Genomic DNA, 14,893 nt, shown 5'->3' with positions numbered 1-14,893 from the left:
TGTTTTCGGGGGGGGGGGGGGCTATACTTCCGGGTGTGGGCTGTGTTTGGGGGGGGGGGGGGGCCCCCGGGGGCCCCGGGGGGGGGGGGGGGGGGGGGCGCCCCCCCCCCCCCCCACCATGCCTCCCGAGAGAGACCCCCAGCCCATGACCGCCGTCACCCGCATCGAGCACGATCTGCTCGGCGACCGGGACGTCCCCGCCGATGCCTACTGGGGAGTTCACACCCTGCGCGCCACGGAGAACTTCCCGATCACCGGTACGCCGATCTCCGCGTACCCGCATCTCATCGACGCCCTTGCCGCGGTCAAGGAGGCCGCCGCCCTCGCCAACGAGGAACTCGGGCTGCTGGAGCCGACGAAGGCCGCAGCGATCGTCGCCGCCTGCCGGGAGATCCGCACCGGCAAGCTGCACGACCAGTTCGTGGTCGACGTCATCCAGGGCGGCGCCGGCACCTCGACCAACATGAACGCCAACGAGGTCGTCGCCAACCGGGCTTTGGAGCTGCTGGGCCATGAGAAGGGCCAGTACGCGTACCTGCACCCCAACGAGGACGTCAACCTCGGTCAGTCAACCAACGACGTCTATCCGACCGCCGTCAAGATCGCGACGGTGTTCGCGGTGCGCGGGTTGCTCGTCGCGATGTCCGTCCTGCAGGACACGTTCGCCCACAAGGCCATCGAGTTCCGCGACGTGCTCAAGATGGGCCGCACCCAGTTGCAGGACGCGGTGCCCATGACGCTCGGCCAGGAGTTCTCCGCGTTCGCCGTCATGATCGAGGAGGACCGCAGCCGGCTCGCGGAAGCCGCGGAGTTGATCCATGAGATCAACCTGGGTGCCACGGCCATCGGTACCGGCCTCAACGCCCCTGCCGGATATGCCGAGGCGGCCCGTCGTCACCTCGCGGCCATCACCGGGCTGCCGCTGGTGACGGCGGCCAATCTGGTGGAGGCGACGCAGGACTGCGGGGCGTTTGTGCAGATGTCCGGGGTGCTCAAGCGGATCGCGGTCAAGCTGTCCAAGAGCTGCAACGACCTGCGGCTGCTGTCTTCCGGGCCGCGTGCGGGCCTGGGTGAGATCAACCTGCCGCCGGTGCAGGCCGGTTCGTCGATCATGCCCGGCAAGGTCAACCCGGTGATCCCCGAGGTCGTCAACCAGGTCGCCTTCGAGGTCATCGGCAACGACGTCACCATCACCATGGCCGCCGAGGCCGGACAGCTCCAGCTCAACGCCTTCGAGCCGATCATCCTGCACTCCCTGTCGGAGTCCATCACGCATCTACGTGCGGCGTGCCTGACTCTGGCGGAGCGCTGCGTGTCCGGCATCACCGCCAACACCGAGGCACTGCGCGCGAGCGTGGAGAACTCCATCGGCCTGGTCACCGCCCTCAACCCGCACATCGGCTACACGGCCGCCACCGACATCGCCAAAGAGGCCCTCACCACCGGCCGTGGTGTCGCCGAACTCGTCCTGGAGAAGGGCCTGTTGCCGGCCGAGGTTCTGGCCGACCTGCTGCGCCCCGAGGTCCTCGCCGGCAGCGGCCCGACCCTGGCCTGAGGTACGCGCGGGGCACTCTTGGCCGTCACAAGGGTTGCCGTACCAGCGCGTGAGGTATAAGTTTCAGGCTGAAACTGAAACAAAAAGCGTCCACAGCTGAAGCGATCGCGGTGAGATGCCATGAAGGAGGGGATCCGCTGATGACTTCCACGCCAAGTCGAGCGTTGGCCAACTACCCCAACCGGTTCGACCCCGCGGAGCTCGGTGGCCTGCCCGAGCGGTTGCGGTCCACCGTCAAGCGGCGAAACAGCGTGCTCGGCCCGGGCTACGCGCTGAACTACCGGGAGCCGGTCGAGTTCGTCTCCGGTCGAGGCGCTCACCTGTTCGACCGGGAGGGCAACGACTACCTCGACGCCTACAACAATGTGCCGTGTGTCGGTCACGCACACCCGCACGTCGTCGAGGCCGTGTCCCGCCAGATGGCGGCGGTCAACACCAACACGCGGTACGTGCAGGAGTCACTCGTCGACTACGCCGAGCGCCTTCTCTCGACCATGCCCGAAGCGCTCTCCAGGGTCAGCTTCGCGTGCAGCGGGTCGGAGGCGAACGACCTGGCCATGCGTGTGGCTCGCTTTCACACGGGCGGCGAGGGAATCATCGTGACGCGCTGGGCCTACCACGGTCTCACGCGCGAGGTCGCGAGCTTCTCGCCGACGCTCGGCGCGGGGTCGCCGCTCGGGCCGAACGTGAGGCTCATCGATGCTCCTGATCCGCGACTCGTCCCGCCGGGTTCATCGCTTCCCGACCACATGCGCAGCCAGGTGCGCGGCGCGATCGACCACCTCGAACGCCACGGCTACAGGCTCGCGGCACTGATCACCGACTGCGCGCACTCCAGCGACGGCCTGTTCACCGACCCTGTCGGTTACCTGCGTGACATGGTCGAGGAGGTGCGTGCCGCGGGCGGCGTGTACATCGCCGACGAGGTCCAGTCGGGATTCGCCCGGCTCGGAGAGTCGATGTGGGGATTCAGCCGCCATGGGGTACTTCCCGACATCGTCACGATGGGCAAGCCCATGGGCAACGGCATGCCGATCTCCGGCGTGGTGTTCCGACCCGAGGTGTGCGAGGAGTTCGGACGGAACGTCCGTTACTTCAACACCTTCGCCGGCAGTTCGATCGCGGTTGCCGCCGGTGCCGCGGTGCTGGACGTCTTCGAAGCGGAGAACGTGCAACAGCGGGTTCTCGACAACGGCAGGGCCCTTCGAGCCGGCCTCCAGGAGATCACTCGCGAGTCTCCGCACGTCGCGGAGGTCCGCGGCAGCGGTCTGTACGTGGGCGTCGACATCGTGAAGGACCGGGAGTCACTGGAGCCCGATCGTGTCCGCGCCGACGACCTCATCAACGACATGCGCGAGCGCCGCGTCCTCATCAGCGGCACCGGCGAAGCAGTCAATGTGCTCAAGATCCGACCGCCGTTGGCCTTCGACTCGGCTGACGTCACACGATTCCTCGAAACCTTCGCGGAGATCGCCCGGACGCGCCTGTAGCAGGCTGAAAGCCGAAGGGACCGAACGGTGAACACCTCGCCCCCCGCACGTATCACGCAGCAGCTGTTCGAGGAGAGCGGCCTGGCTTCGTCCCACGAGCCCATCGCGATGAGCGACGTGGATGCCCTCCTCACCCGGCACTACCGGCTGAGCGGCCGTCTCGAGCGGCTGGCGACCGAGAAGGACGACACGTTCCGGCTGCGGACAGGATCAGCCGACCATCTGGTCAAGGTCTCCCCGCCTGACGAGGCGGTAGCGGTCGTAGCTCTGCAAACGGCTGTGATGCGTCACCTCGAAACCGAAGCTCCCCATCTCCCGGTCCAGCGGGTCAAGGAAACCACCGAAGGCAACGACAACGTACTGATCGAGACGGAAGAGGGCGGGGTTCGGGTCCTGCGCGTCTTCGACTTCGTCGAAGGTGCCGTCCTGGCGAAGACGAACCCCACTCACCACCAGCTCGCCGAGGCCGGGCAGATGCTCGGGCGAGTGGACCTGGCTCTGCGGTCGTTCAGGCATCCGGCGGACGAGCGGCGCCTCGTGTGGGACCTCCGGTACTTCGACCAGCTGCGGGAGCTGATCGAGTACACGCCCGGTGCCGCGCACCGTCGGCTGGCCCACGAGGTGTTCCGCCTCTTCCACGCGACCGTTGTTCCGAAACTGGGTGACCTCGAGACCCAAGTGATCCACGGTGACTACAGCCCCTACAACGTCCTGGTGGATCCGCGGGCAGACAGCTTCGTCACCGGAGTGATCGACTTCGGTGACAGTATGCGCAGCGCTTTGATCTTCGATCCGGCTGTGTCCCTCGCGAACCTCCTTGGCCGGACACCGCGGGATCCCTGGCGCGAGGCACGCAGCTTCGTCGCGGGTTACGAGCGGGCCAGGCCGATCAACGACACGGAACTCCCGCTCCTGCCTGTCGCCGCCCTGGCACGCCTGACACTGCGCGCGCTGGTCACCCAGTGGCGCGCGGAACGGGTGCCGGAGCGTCGCGACTACCTGCTCGGGCACGCCGCGGATGACTGGGTCAACCTGGAACGGGCCATGGCCGTCGCCATGGAGGAGGTCGTGGACCGCTTGCTGAGCACCCGCCATGACACGCCTTGAGCAGCCCCCTGGCAGCCGGCAAGTCCGGTGGAGACCACTGGTCAGGGCCGTGTCCGATCTCGCTAAGGTCATGAGGTGAGCAGCATCAACCCCACACCACGCGACTACAACAAGGCACGTGTCCTCGACGTGGTTCTCTCCCATGCGCCGTTGACCCGCAACAAGCTCATCGAGCTCACGGGGTTGAGCAAGGCGACGGTGTCGCGGGCCGTCGAAGACCTGCGCGCCGACGGGTTCGTCGTGGACGGGGGAGTCGACGCCGTCGCCGGGCGTGGCCGTCCGTCGACGTACCTCGACGTGCCCGAGACAGCCGGACACGTCGTGGGGGTCGGCTTCGGGGCCCTGACCACCGGCGTCCTGGTGACCGACCTGCGCGGCCGCGAGATCGGACACGTGGCCGTCCCGACGGCCGAGCACCACGACGTCCCCGCTGCAGGCCGGTGGTTGGCCGACCTGATCGCGCGAACCGGCGCCTCCGCCCGAGGGCCCCTGCGCCAGGTCGTCGTGGCACTGCCCGCCCACGTCCGTGACGGCGCGGAGGTCTCCCGGCCCGCCGATCCGATGAGAGTCTTCTCCGGCAGAGATCTCCACCGCATCGTCGAAGAGCTTCTCGACGCTCCGGTGACCTTCGACAGTGACGCGAACGCGTCCTTGCTCCAGGTGCTCACGGACGACGCGAACGTCTACAACGCTGCCCTGTTCAGCGTCAGCAGCAACCTGAACTTCGCCACCTGCAGGAACCGGGAACTGGCTCGCGGACGTACACCTGCTTTCGGCGACATCGGTTCCCTCTCCTCGGGCATCGACGACCGCACCCTCAACGAACTGCTGAGCACCACAGGGCTTGTGAAGCTCGCCCGTGACCAAGGACTGGACATCGAGCGAGCCGAGGACCTGTGGCTCACGGCCCGGGATCATCGAGCCCGTGCGGAGATGCTCAAGGCGGTCACAACGGCGGTCACGACGGCCGTGAGCATCGTCACCGTGACCCTCGACCCCGAATCCGTCTACTTCGTCGGCCGGTTGCGCCCCCTGGTGGACGAAGTGCTCCCCGAGGTACGCGAGCGACTCGAACACAGCTTGCCGGCCGTGCCCCGGATCACGACCGTCTCCCAGGTTCTGGGACTCTCGGTTGCGCGCGGCGCGGTGCACGCCTGCCTGATCATGACCCACAACCGCCTGCAGGACGCCCTGCTCAGGGCACGCGCTCAGGGACCGAAGACGGAACCGGCTGCGCCGGCGTTCTGATCCCGAAGGGCGCTGCGCAGAGGCGCGGAACCGGGTGGGCTACCTGGTCCTGAACCGGTCCGGACGCATGAAGTCCAGGCCCTCGATGGTCTGTTTGCCGAGCGCCTCGTGTGCGGCGATGTGGCCGTAGCCGGTGGCCATCTTGAAGCCCTTTCCGGAGAATCCGGTGGCGCAGTAGACCCTGCTGCTCTCGTCCAGCCACCCGAGGAGCGGATGCCGGTCCTCGGTGAAGAGGTCGGGGAAGGCGTCGGATCGCACGATGGTGGGGACCAGGCCGGGGAGGAAGTCGGTGACGATCTCGGTGACCTTCTCGATCTCCTGCGAGGTGAGTTCCCTGGGCACGGAGCCCGGGTCGGGAGTTTCCCGTCCGCGTCCGTCCAGCGGTCCGTCCACCGATGCCTTGACCGTCACACCGTCGACGGCGGGTGCGCCGTACAGGGAGCGATCGCCGTACAGCCGGCTGAAGACGGGGAAGTTCTCCGGCGAGAACTGCCTGCCGTCCTGGGCGACGAACCAGGTCAGGACGATCCGATGGGTTTCGGTGACGGCCTTGAGGTGGTCGGGCACGAGTTTTCGGGACCAGCCGCCCGAGGCGACGATGACCTTCTCGAACGTCCAGGTTCTGTCGCCGGAGGTGACGACCACGCCGTGGTCGGTTTCGGAGATGCCGTCCACGGGTGTGTTCTGGAGAACGGTTGCGCCATTGGCCCGGGCCGCCGCGACGGCGGCGCTGACGGCGCGGTCGGTGCGCAGAACGCCGGCGCGCGGGTCGTAGACGGCGCAGTCGTCGGGGCGGAGGTTGTGCTGGGGGTAGCGTTGCGCCAACTCCTCCCGGCCGAGGACGCGGTGCTCGGCTCCGTTGATGCGCGTCGTCTCGAGGAGGCTGTTGATGAAGCTGCCGTTCGCCGTCCCGATGGACAGGCCCCCGGTACGGGTGAGGATGTCCTGCCCGGTTTCCGCTTCGAGCTCGGCCCACAGGCCGCGGGAGCGTTCCATGATGGGGTAGTAGTCGGGTCTGCCGAGGTAGACCATGCGGAAGAGCCGGGTGTCCCCGCCCACGGCACTTCGGCCGTGGGCGTGGGTGGCGGCCTCGAAGCCCACGACCGAGTCGGACAGCCGGGAGGCCTGCCACAGGGCCATGCTTCCGATGCTGCCCAGGCCGATGACTGCGAGTTCTGCGTCCATGAGAGCAGTTCCTTTTCTCTACTCGTGAAGTCCCGCGAGTCTGCTGCCGAATCTCGCCGGCAGTGAGGTCTTGCTGGAACCCCTGCGCTCCTCCCACCGGTCGGCGATGCCGAAGAGCCGGTACATGGCGTGCACGCCCAGCCAGCGGATGGGTTCCGGTTCCCACTTGCGTGCCCGGTAGCCGACCCAGGGGAGGGCGGTCCGTTCGGTCTCCCTCTCGAAGGCGAGCTCCACGAGAGTCCTGCCGCCGACATAGGCCGACGTGACACCGTGTCCCGCGTAGCCGGTGGATGATCCGACCCCGGATACCGGGTCCCAGCGCACGCCGCCGTTCCAGTCCCTCGTGACACCCAGGACTCCCGACCAGGCGTGCTCCACCTCGAAGGGGATGCCCGGGAAGAAGGAACCGAGCTTGTGCGAAATCAGGTCGATGGTGGACCGGGCGGTCGCACCGGCGCCCCCGGTACCGGACCCGAAGCGGTAGGGGACACCGCGGCCGCCGATGGCGATACGGCCGTCCGACGTCCGCTGGGCGTAGATGAACGTGTGCGCGGAGTCGTTGAGGCACTGCGGCCCGCCCCAGCCGATCTGCCGCCATGCCTCCTCCGGCAGGGGCTTGGTCACGATCATCGAGGAATTGACCGGGATCACGCTCCGACGGCCCAGCAACTGTCCCGAATAACCCTCGGTGCAGATGAACGTCTTCGCCGCGGTGACACGCCCGTCGGCCAGGCTGAGGGTCTTGCCCTTGACACTGTCCACGCGGCTGCCCTCGTAGATGCTGACCCCCATGGAGGCCACGGTGTCGGCGAGGCCGTAGACGAGCTTCGCGGGGTGGATCCTTGCGCAGTGCTTGTAGAAGAGCCCGCCGTGGACGGTGGAGATGTTGATCTGTGACTGGAATTCGTCCCGGTCGAGCAGGTGGACTTCGTCGTCGGTCAGCCCGTACTTCATGTCGGTATCACGCCTGGCCACCAGCCGGCCCAGCCCTGCCCGAGTGTGGGCGGCGACGAGCGCACCGCCCTTGTGCTGATCGGCATCGATGCCTTCGGCCCGGAGGATGTCCAGGACCGCGTCGACACCGGCGACGAACTCCTGCTGCAGCGCCCGGCTCGCCTCCAGCCCACCGCCGACACGGGCGAAGGCGGCACGGTTTCCCGGAGGCATCGCCGAGAGCCAGCCACCGTTGCGCCCCGATGCGCCGTAGCCCACCTGCTCGGCCTCGAAGACGGCCACCGAGAGCGACGGTTCGAGCTTCTTGGCGAAGTACGCCGCCCACAGGCCGGTGTAGCCGCCGCCGACAATGGCCACGTCGACGCGGTCCTGGCCGGTGAAGCGGGGGAACGACGGCCTCTTGTCGGCCAGTTGGGTAACCCAGAAGCCGAGTTCTCCGTTTCGGGGTGGCGCCGCGAGGGCGTTCATGTGTGTCCTTCTTCTGTGTCTGGGAACCGTGTGGGGCGGTGGGGGGAAGGCGGTGCAGCCGCCGTCGACAGGGAGGCTGCACCGGTGGGGTACGAGGACTCGGGCGACTCCTTCGCGGTCGCCGGCTCCACGTCCCGTCCGGCAACGTCCTGCCGGCCGCCCCGTGCAGGCGTCAGGGGCGAGGGAGGCCGAAGAGGACGGGGAGGTCGGCGATGTCGGTGATCCGCTCGTAGCCGAGCCAGTGCTCGTCGTACTCCCAGCCACGGTCGACGTACACCTTGTTCTCTATGCCCATGATGGCCGCGGAGCGCAGGTCGTACATCGGGCTCGCGGAGACGTGCACGAGCTCCTCGGGTGTCACGCCGAGCTTGTCAAACATGTACTCGAACGCACGCAGCCGTGGCTTGTAGACGCCCATCTCCTCGGCGCTGATCACGACTTCGAACGGGGCCTTGAGGTTCTCCGCGAGGCGGACGGCGTGCGCGGTGTCGCTGTTCGTGATGATGACCAGCGGGACCGCCTCGGCCAGGCGGTTCAGCGCCTCGGTGACACCGGGGTGCGGGCCCCAGGTGGGGATGCGCTCGTACACCGCCCGCGCCTCGTCCTCGCGGAACTCGAGACCGACCTTGCGCGAGGCGCGTTCCATGGAACGCGCGACGACCTGGTGGAACGGCTGGTACGCGCCCGTGCACTCGTCGATCCGGTACGCCTTGCAGATCCGCAGGTATTCATCGGCGACCTCGGCCGGCAGCCGGTCTCCCAGGACCTCACGCATGGTGTCGTTGATGCGGAAGTTGATCAGCGTTCCGTTCATGTCGAACGTCACGAACTTGGGCTTGACGTCGAATCCCATCGGTCCTCCTGGTGCCTTGAGTGGAGCAGTCCGTCGCTCTGGTCGATTGTCGACCATCTGGTGTGGTCGATTGTCGACCAAATGAGTTTCGACTGTCAATAGCGTCGGTCGGAGGGGTGACGCAGGGAGGGTCGGCGCTGCTTCGCACCCGTACCCGCGGGAGCCGGACAGGGCGCGGCTGTGGATTCGCAGATCCCCCCGCCGGGAGCCCAGTTGAGGTGTGGCTGCGAACACCAGAGGTATAGTCGACAAACGACCAAGTGGTCGGCAAGCGCCGAGGGAGGGCAACGGGGTGGACCACAAGTTCGAGTGGCAGGAGCAGCGGATGACGACGCCGGACGGCGTCTACCGCACACTGCGTGCCGCCATCCTCGACGGGACCGTACCTCCCGGTGGTCAGCTGCGCGAGGCGCACATCGCCGCGGACCTCGGCATCAGCAGGTCACCGCTGCGCGAGGCGCTGACCAAGCTGGAGGAGGAAGGCCTCGTCGTCAAGATTCCCTACCGCGGGGCGTTCGTCGTAGAGGTGAGCGCTCGTGAGGTCGCCGAGATCGACTCGGTCCGGCTGCGTGTCGAGCCGTACGCCGCCGAGCTCTCGGCCGAAGCGCTGCGCGGCTCTGAGCGGCACCGGCTGCTGCAAACCGTCGAGGATCTCCGCCGTGCAATGGAGAAGGACGACATCCCGGCCAGCATCGACGCGCACCTCCGATTCCACGGGCTCTTCTACGATCTCTCGGGGCACGGCGTCCTGCAGAGCCTCTGGAACGGCTGGGAGACCAAGCTGCGCCTCCACCTCAGCGTCGATCACCGCACCTACAGCGACAACCCGCAGCAGTTGGTCGTCGAGCACGAGCGGCTGGCCGCGGTCGCCCTGGAGGGCGACACCGACGCGTTCCGTCAGGAACTGGCTGCCCACTTCCCCATGGGACTGGGAGCCCAGACGGGAGAACCGGGGGAGCGCACGCCCCGGTAAGCGTGTGCCATTGGCCCGCCGAGGTTCGATGTCGCTCTCGGATGTGGCCTGCACGCCCGTCGGCAGGGCTGCCGGCGAACGGCCGGCGAGTCCGCTCGCCGGCGAGCCGCGTCGAAGGCGGCAGGGCTCGAAGGGTCTCGGGGCGCCGGCCCGCCGTCGGCCCCTGCCCTGACGACGCCTCACGTCTCTCGGCGGACAGCGGAACCGTCTGCGCAACCGTTGGTCGACGCGAGCCCTGAAGTCATGTTCGCGATCGAGTCTCAGTCTTGACAATGTCTAAACTTGGGCATAGTTTTCAAGCCCCTTGAGTAGGTGTGCGTGGCCTAAGTGGGTTTGTTCGCTTTGGTCGGCCGCCGCACCTGGCCCCCGGCTGAAATCGGAGTTGAACATGAGGTGCTACGACTGTCTCCAGGAGGCGCGCGGCGACACCACCGGAATCGGTGTGTGCTCGCGTTGCGGCCTGGCCGCCTGTGAGAACCACGCCCGCGTACGTCAGGCGCAGGTCACCCGCCAGATCGGCATGGGTGCCGCGTACGGCCGTGTCCCGGCACGCAGGGTGGTGTGCCACACCTGCGACATGGCCGAGACGGCGCACTGACCCCCATGGTGCGCTGGTCGCACCGCACCACCGGTGCCCGAACGCGCCCTGCCCGTCCGAGCACCCCTTCTCGACCCGCCCGGACGCCGTCCCAGATCGTTGGCACGGCGTCCGGGCTTCAGTTGTAGCCAGGGCCGGTTGGCCATGAGGTTGAAGTTCTTATTGACAGTGCTCGACAGGCAGCCATATGGTCGACAAACGACAATATGATGGCGATCTTAAGCCACCATACGGTGTTATGTCGCCGCTGCTACTCGTGTGGAGAACCGAGTGCAGATGGTCAAAGTTCACCCGAAACGGGTTCTCGTGGCCGCTTTGTGAGGCCACGTGCCCTGTTCCTTTCGAGGAGGTGGCTCGATGAGCCAGTCCATAGCTTCGGCAGCGAACACCGGCTCGGCCTTCGATCGGCTCCAGGCCCTGGGCCTGACCCTCCCCGAGCTGCGTGACAATCCGTACTACGTGCATCACCGGGCCCTGGGGTCCAGCATCTACATCTCGGGTCAACTGCCCTACCAGGACGGATGGTTGCTGGGGCAGGGCGTTGTCGGCCGGGACGTCGAGCTGGAGGAGGCCCGGGAGCTCGCGCGCCATGCCGCGCTCAACGCGCTTGCAGCCGCTGTGCAGGCGGTGGGAGATCTGGACCGGGTCCGGATCGTGCAGATGCTGGTCTTCGTGGCCAGTACGCCGGACTTCGGTGAGCAGTCCAACGTCGCCAACGCGGCCAGTGAACTGCTGATCGAGGTGCTGGGCGAGAACGGACGGCACGCCCGCACCGCGATCGGTGTCGCCGGCTTGCCGCTCAACAGTCCGGTCGAGATCCAGATGGTCTGCACCGCTGTGTAGGGAGGGCCCGACGGCGGTGTGCGCGAGAAGTGCGCGCGTCATCGTGGGCCGCGCGCGTTCGGCATCCAGGGGGAGTCGGCAACCCAGTCCCTCGGTCATCAGACAGAACCACAAGGAGAGCAGCGTGAGCAGGCTGCAACGAGCACTCGACGCTCTTGTCGAGCGAATCGACACCCCCGCGCCGATCGTGCTGGTCGACGTCATGCAGGGCAACATCGAGCGTGTCCAAGGCTTCGCCGACCAGCACAACCTCGAGGTCAGGCCGCATGTCAAGACGCACAAGTGCGTGGAGATCGGGCGACGCCAGATCGATGCCGGCGCTGTCGGGATCACCGCGGGAAACGTCGGTGAGGCCGAGGTCTTCGCCGCGGCCGGGTTCGACGACATCTTCCTCGCCTACCCGATCTGGGCCGCGGGAACGAAGAGAGCCCGGATCCGGCGGCTCGCCGAGTCCGCCCGGCTGCGGGTCGGTGTCGACAACGTCGCGGCGATCGAGGCACTCGCCGACGCGATGGGAGATGAACCGGACCGGCTGCAGGTCGTGATCGAGGTCGACTGTGGTGCCCGTCGTTCCGGGGCACCGCCCGAGGCTGCGGGCGATCTCGCGCTCGCCGCCCGCAAGCGCGGTCTGGTGCCGGTGGGCGTCTTCACCTATCCAGGTCATGGCGGCGTCGGCCGGGACGTTCGCCGACGAGCCGCACAGGACCAGGAGACCGCACTCACCACTGCCGTACGCAGCCTCTCCGGCGTCGGGGTCACCGCTGAGGTGGTCAGCGCCGGCTCCACTCCCACCCTCGAGTTCTCCACCAGCGGCGTGATCACCGAGATCCGTCCCGGAGAGTACGTCTTCGGTGATCTGAACAACGTCCGGCTGGGCTCCTGCACGGAGGACCAGATCGCGCTGTTCGTCGCCGGGACCGTGGTCAGCGACTGGGTCCCCGACCAGGTCATCGTCGATGTGGGCAACAAGGCCCTCAGCAAAGAAGGAAGCCCCGAGATCGGCTACGGCGGCATCGCCGGCACGAAGGCGGTCCTGTCCAAGGTCAACGAGTACCACGGGTTCCTCCCGCTGCCGGACGGTGACTTCCGCCCGAGCGTCGGCACCGTCGTACCGGTGGTGCCCAACCACGTGTGTCCCGTCGTCCTCGGTTTCGAGGAACTGATCGTCACCGACAGTACCGGCACCTCGCTGCAACGCTGGCCGGTCGACGCTCGCGGATTCCTCAACTGAACCTACGTACCTCCCCCGTACAGGAGTGCCTTACATGAGACTCGACAACGTCACGGCCCTGGTGACCGGTGCCAGCAGTGGCATCGGCGAGGCGGTGAGTTCCCACTTCCGGCGCGAGGGTGCGCGACTGCTGCTCACCGGCCGCAGGGAGCAACTCGACAGCGCTGAGCCCGACGACCTGTATGTTCCCGGAGACCTCAATGACGAGGCGTTCGTCGAGCACCTGGCCAAGCAGGCCGCCGAGTCCTTCGGCACCGTTGACGTCGTCGTCCTCAACCACGGCCTGCAGGCGACCAGCCCGCTCACCGAGATGGCCTATGACGACGCGAAGAACGTACTGGAGAGCAACCTGCTCAGCGCGTTCCTGGTGATGAAGCATTTCGCGCCGCTGATGCCCGAGGCAGGGGGATCGTTCGTCTGCGTCAGTTCACGGCTGGGCATGGTCGGCATGTCCGGGCAGGTCCTGTATTCCGCCGCCAAGGGCGGCCTCATCATGCTCGCCAAGGGCGCGGCGATCGAATGGGCCCCGCGCAACATCCGTGTCAACGTCGTCGCTCCGGGCCTGACCGCCACCCCGGTCATCGCAGCGGCGTTCCAGCGCAGGCCCGACCCCGAGGGCTACCGCCGCGAGCGCGAGAGCACGATTCCGCTCCAGCGCCTCGCCACCCCCGAAGAGGTCGCCGACGCGGTGCTCTTCTTCGCGTCGTCGGAGTCGTCGTACGTGACCGGATCGGTCCTGACCGTCGACGGCGGGTACACCGCTTCCTGACCATCCCTGAGGGCGTCACCATCTCAGCGATGGGCTGAACGACCTGCCTTCCGTCTCGCCTTCTGCCTCGGCCACCGCTGCTTGCCGCGTGACGAACGACCCCTGGCCGAGCGCCTGCCGAGAGCGCCGCACTCCGGCTGCGCCCCACAGCGTGCCCGTGCCGGTAACGGCTCATTGACCGTGGGCGCCGCTACCGACTTCTCAAGCGTCGTACTTTGGCGCTGGTCAAAACCGCCGCCACCCCTCCGGTCACCACCTCCGCCGGTTCGGGCTCCCCCCCCACTCACCCGGTCTTCCAGCCGGCATCGCCCGACACAGGGTCGCCGGAAACTTCCGATCCACGGCGAACCGGTGCCCAAGGCGGAGGCGACCCGCAACGCAAGCGGGCCATGCTTCCGTCCGCGTCGGTCGCCCTGTCCCACCCCCCCCGCATCTGCGAGGTAAAGCCCCCGCACAGCTGGTCCCATGCATCCTGTTTGAGGAGTATTGCCATGAGTGATCCCCAGATCGGCCGTAGAGCGCTCCTGCGTGGAGCAGGCGGCCTCGCCGCCTTCGCCGCTCTTCCCGCCCTCTCCGGCTGCGGTACCGGTACCAGCCGGTCCGTCGCCGGCAGTGGCGGTAAGGGCGGTAAGACGGTGGTCGTCCGTGACAGTGGCGGTTCGTACGGCGCTGCTCTGCAGAAGGCGATCTACACGCCGTTCACGCAGGAGACCGGTATCCAGGTGAAGGTGCTGAACCTGGATGACGCCCCGTTGCTGGCGCAGATCAAGCAGGGCCGCCCGCAGTGCGACCTGATCAACAACTCGATGATGTCGCACACCAAGTACGTCCAGCAGGACGCGCTGGAGAAGCTGGACCTGGACCGGGTCAAGAGCGTGAAGAGCGCGAAGATCCCCGAGGCCCAGATCACCGACCATGCCATCGGCGCGGCCTTCTACGGCCAGTGCATCGGGTACCGCACGGATGCGTTCGGGGGTAAGAAGCCGGAGTCGTGGGCGGACTTCTGGGACACCAAAGTGTTCAAGGGCGGCCGTTCGATGGTCAGTCCGGACGGTGATCTGCCGGAGCTGGAGTTCGCGCTGCTGGCCGACGGCGTGCCGATGGACAAGCTGTACCCGCTGGATGTGGACCGTGCCTTCAAGGTGCTGACGCGGCTGCGGGGTGACATCAAGAAGTACTGGGACAGTGGCCCGCTGCCCGGTGTGCTGCTGAGCCGCCAGGAGGTCACGATGTCCACCGTGTGGGACGGCCGGCTCGCCGATCTGCAGAAGCAGGGCGTCCCGGTGGAGCGGCAGCTCAACGGTATGCGCCGCCAATTCTCGGGCTATGCCATCGCCAAGGACGCGGCCAACATAGACGCCGCTTACCAGCTGATGGACTTCTCGCTGCGTGCGGAGAGCCAGGCCGCCCTGGTCAAGTTCTTCCCGTCGAACCCGTCCTCGCCGGTGGCCTACGCCAAGCTCACGGAGAAGGAGCGCAGCGCGTCCGCGGGTGCTCCGAAGTACTACGACAAGGGTTTCGACGCGGATGTCGACTGGTGGCTGAAGAACGAGTCGGCCGTCACCAAGCGCTGGTTGGAGTGGGCTCGTGGCTGAATTCGGTATCGCCGCACCGTCGGT

At 67.3% G+C, this 14,893-nt stretch carries 13 protein-coding genes; 10 read left to right on the top strand and 3 right to left on the bottom strand.

Annotation, left to right across the window (positions count from 1 at the left end; genetic code table 11):
* The first annotated feature begins 145 nt into the window (after positions 1–145).
* From aspA to ABTX60_RS42055, 4 genes are all read left to right on the top strand, one after another.
* On the top strand, positions 146–1,555 hold the full coding sequence (gene aspA, locus ABTX60_RS42070) for an aspartate ammonia-lyase (protein WP_352101945.1): 1,410 nt from the start codon (positions 146–148) through the stop codon (positions 1,553–1,555).
* Between the two features lie 140 nt (positions 1,556–1,695).
* Positions 1,696–3,045 (top strand): aspartate aminotransferase family protein, encoded by a 1,350-nt coding sequence (locus ABTX60_RS42065; protein ID WP_352101944.1) that lies wholly within the window; start codon positions 1,696–1,698, stop codon positions 3,043–3,045.
* Positions 3,046–3,072: 27 nt separating this feature from the next.
* On the top strand, positions 3,073–4,152 hold the full coding sequence (locus ABTX60_RS42060) for a phosphotransferase (protein ID WP_352101943.1): 1,080 nt from the start codon (positions 3,073–3,075) through the stop codon (positions 4,150–4,152).
* Positions 4,153–4,227: 75 nt separating this feature from the next.
* Positions 4,228–5,400, top strand: coding sequence for an ROK family transcriptional regulator (locus tag ABTX60_RS42055; RefSeq protein WP_352101942.1), 1,173 nt, complete (start codon positions 4,228–4,230; stop codon positions 5,398–5,400).
* 39 nt (positions 5,401–5,439) lie between these two features.
* Here ABTX60_RS42055 and solA read toward each other — a convergent pair whose 3' ends face one another.
* The 3 genes from solA to ABTX60_RS42040 all read right to left on the bottom strand — a co-directional run bounded on the left by solA (position 5,440) and on the right by ABTX60_RS42040 (position 8,860).
* Positions 5,440–6,585, bottom strand: a complete 1,146-nt coding sequence (gene solA, locus ABTX60_RS42050; RefSeq protein ID WP_352101941.1) for an N-methyl-L-tryptophan oxidase — start codon at positions 6,583–6,585, stop codon at positions 5,440–5,442.
* Positions 6,586–6,603: 18 nt separating this feature from the next.
* The gene (locus ABTX60_RS42045) at positions 6,604–8,007 is read right to left on the bottom strand and encodes an NAD(P)/FAD-dependent oxidoreductase (RefSeq protein ID WP_352101940.1); all 1,404 of its coding nucleotides are present in this window, start codon (positions 8,005–8,007) and stop codon (positions 6,604–6,606) included.
* 172 nt (positions 8,008–8,179) lie between these two features.
* Positions 8,180–8,860, bottom strand: a complete 681-nt coding sequence (locus tag ABTX60_RS42040) for a haloacid dehalogenase type II (RefSeq protein WP_352101939.1) — start codon at positions 8,858–8,860, stop codon at positions 8,180–8,182.
* A 292-nt stretch (positions 8,861–9,152) separates the two neighbouring features.
* Here ABTX60_RS42040 and ABTX60_RS42035 point away from each other — a divergent pair, with 292 nt between their 5' ends.
* From ABTX60_RS42035 to ABTX60_RS42010, 6 genes are all read left to right on the top strand, one after another.
* Positions 9,153–9,833, top strand: coding sequence for a GntR family transcriptional regulator (locus ABTX60_RS42035; RefSeq protein WP_352101938.1), 681 nt, complete (start codon positions 9,153–9,155; stop codon positions 9,831–9,833).
* 388 nt (positions 9,834–10,221) lie between these two features.
* Positions 10,222–10,431 carry a DUF2180 family protein gene (locus ABTX60_RS42030; protein WP_053674450.1) on the top strand — a complete coding sequence of 70 codons (210 nt, stop codon included), beginning with the start codon at positions 10,222–10,224 and terminating at the stop codon, positions 10,429–10,431.
* A 357-nt stretch (positions 10,432–10,788) separates the two neighbouring features.
* Complete coding sequence (locus ABTX60_RS42025) at positions 10,789–11,274, top strand: RidA family protein (protein ID WP_352101937.1); 486 nt, start codon at positions 10,789–10,791, stop codon at positions 11,272–11,274.
* 124 nt (positions 11,275–11,398) lie between these two features.
* On the top strand, positions 11,399–12,505 hold the full coding sequence (locus ABTX60_RS42020; protein ID WP_352101936.1) for an alanine racemase: 1,107 nt from the start codon (positions 11,399–11,401) through the stop codon (positions 12,503–12,505).
* Between the two features lie 34 nt (positions 12,506–12,539).
* A complete protein-coding gene (locus ABTX60_RS42015; protein WP_352101935.1) occupies positions 12,540–13,274 on the top strand; it encodes an SDR family NAD(P)-dependent oxidoreductase in 735 nt (244 codons plus the stop codon).
* A gap of 491 nt (positions 13,275–13,765) precedes the next feature.
* On the top strand, positions 13,766–14,869 hold the full coding sequence (locus ABTX60_RS42010) for an ABC transporter substrate-binding protein (protein ID WP_352101934.1): 1,104 nt from the start codon (positions 13,766–13,768) through the stop codon (positions 14,867–14,869).
* The last annotated feature ends 24 nt before the right edge of the window (positions 14,870–14,893 follow it).

Origin of the sequence: Streptomyces sp. NPDC126510 (assembly GCF_040302345.1) — a bacterium.
GTDB lineage: Bacteria > Actinomycetota > Actinomycetes > Streptomycetales > Streptomycetaceae > Streptomyces.
The sequence above is the reverse complement of the archived record's forward strand: the minus strand, read 5'-3'. Positions and strand labels throughout refer to the sequence as shown.

Coding starts and splice junctions, on each gene's coding strand:
- ABTX60_RS42025 (WP_352101937.1), top strand. CDS start 10,789: ATGAGCCAGTCCATAGCTTCGGCAGCGAACACCGGCTCGGCCTTCGAT.
- ABTX60_RS42065 (WP_352101944.1), top strand. CDS start 1,696: ATGACTTCCACGCCAAGTCGAGCGTTGGCCAACTACCCCAACCGGTTC.
- ABTX60_RS42030 (WP_053674450.1), top strand. CDS start 10,222: ATGAGGTGCTACGACTGTCTCCAGGAGGCGCGCGGCGACACCACCGGA.
- ABTX60_RS42015 (WP_352101935.1), top strand. CDS start 12,540: ATGAGACTCGACAACGTCACGGCCCTGGTGACCGGTGCCAGCAGTGGC.
- ABTX60_RS42045 (WP_352101940.1), bottom strand. CDS start 8,007: ATGAACGCCCTCGCGGCGCCACCCCGAAACGGAGAACTCGGCTTCTGG.
- ABTX60_RS42040 (WP_352101939.1), bottom strand. CDS start 8,860: ATGGGATTCGACGTCAAGCCCAAGTTCGTGACGTTCGACATGAACGGA.
- solA (WP_352101941.1), bottom strand. CDS start 6,585: ATGGACGCAGAACTCGCAGTCATCGGCCTGGGCAGCATCGGAAGCATG.
- ABTX60_RS42010 (WP_352101934.1), top strand. CDS start 13,766: ATGAGTGATCCCCAGATCGGCCGTAGAGCGCTCCTGCGTGGAGCAGGC.
- aspA (WP_352101945.1), top strand. CDS start 146: ATGACCGCCGTCACCCGCATCGAGCACGATCTGCTCGGCGACCGGGAC.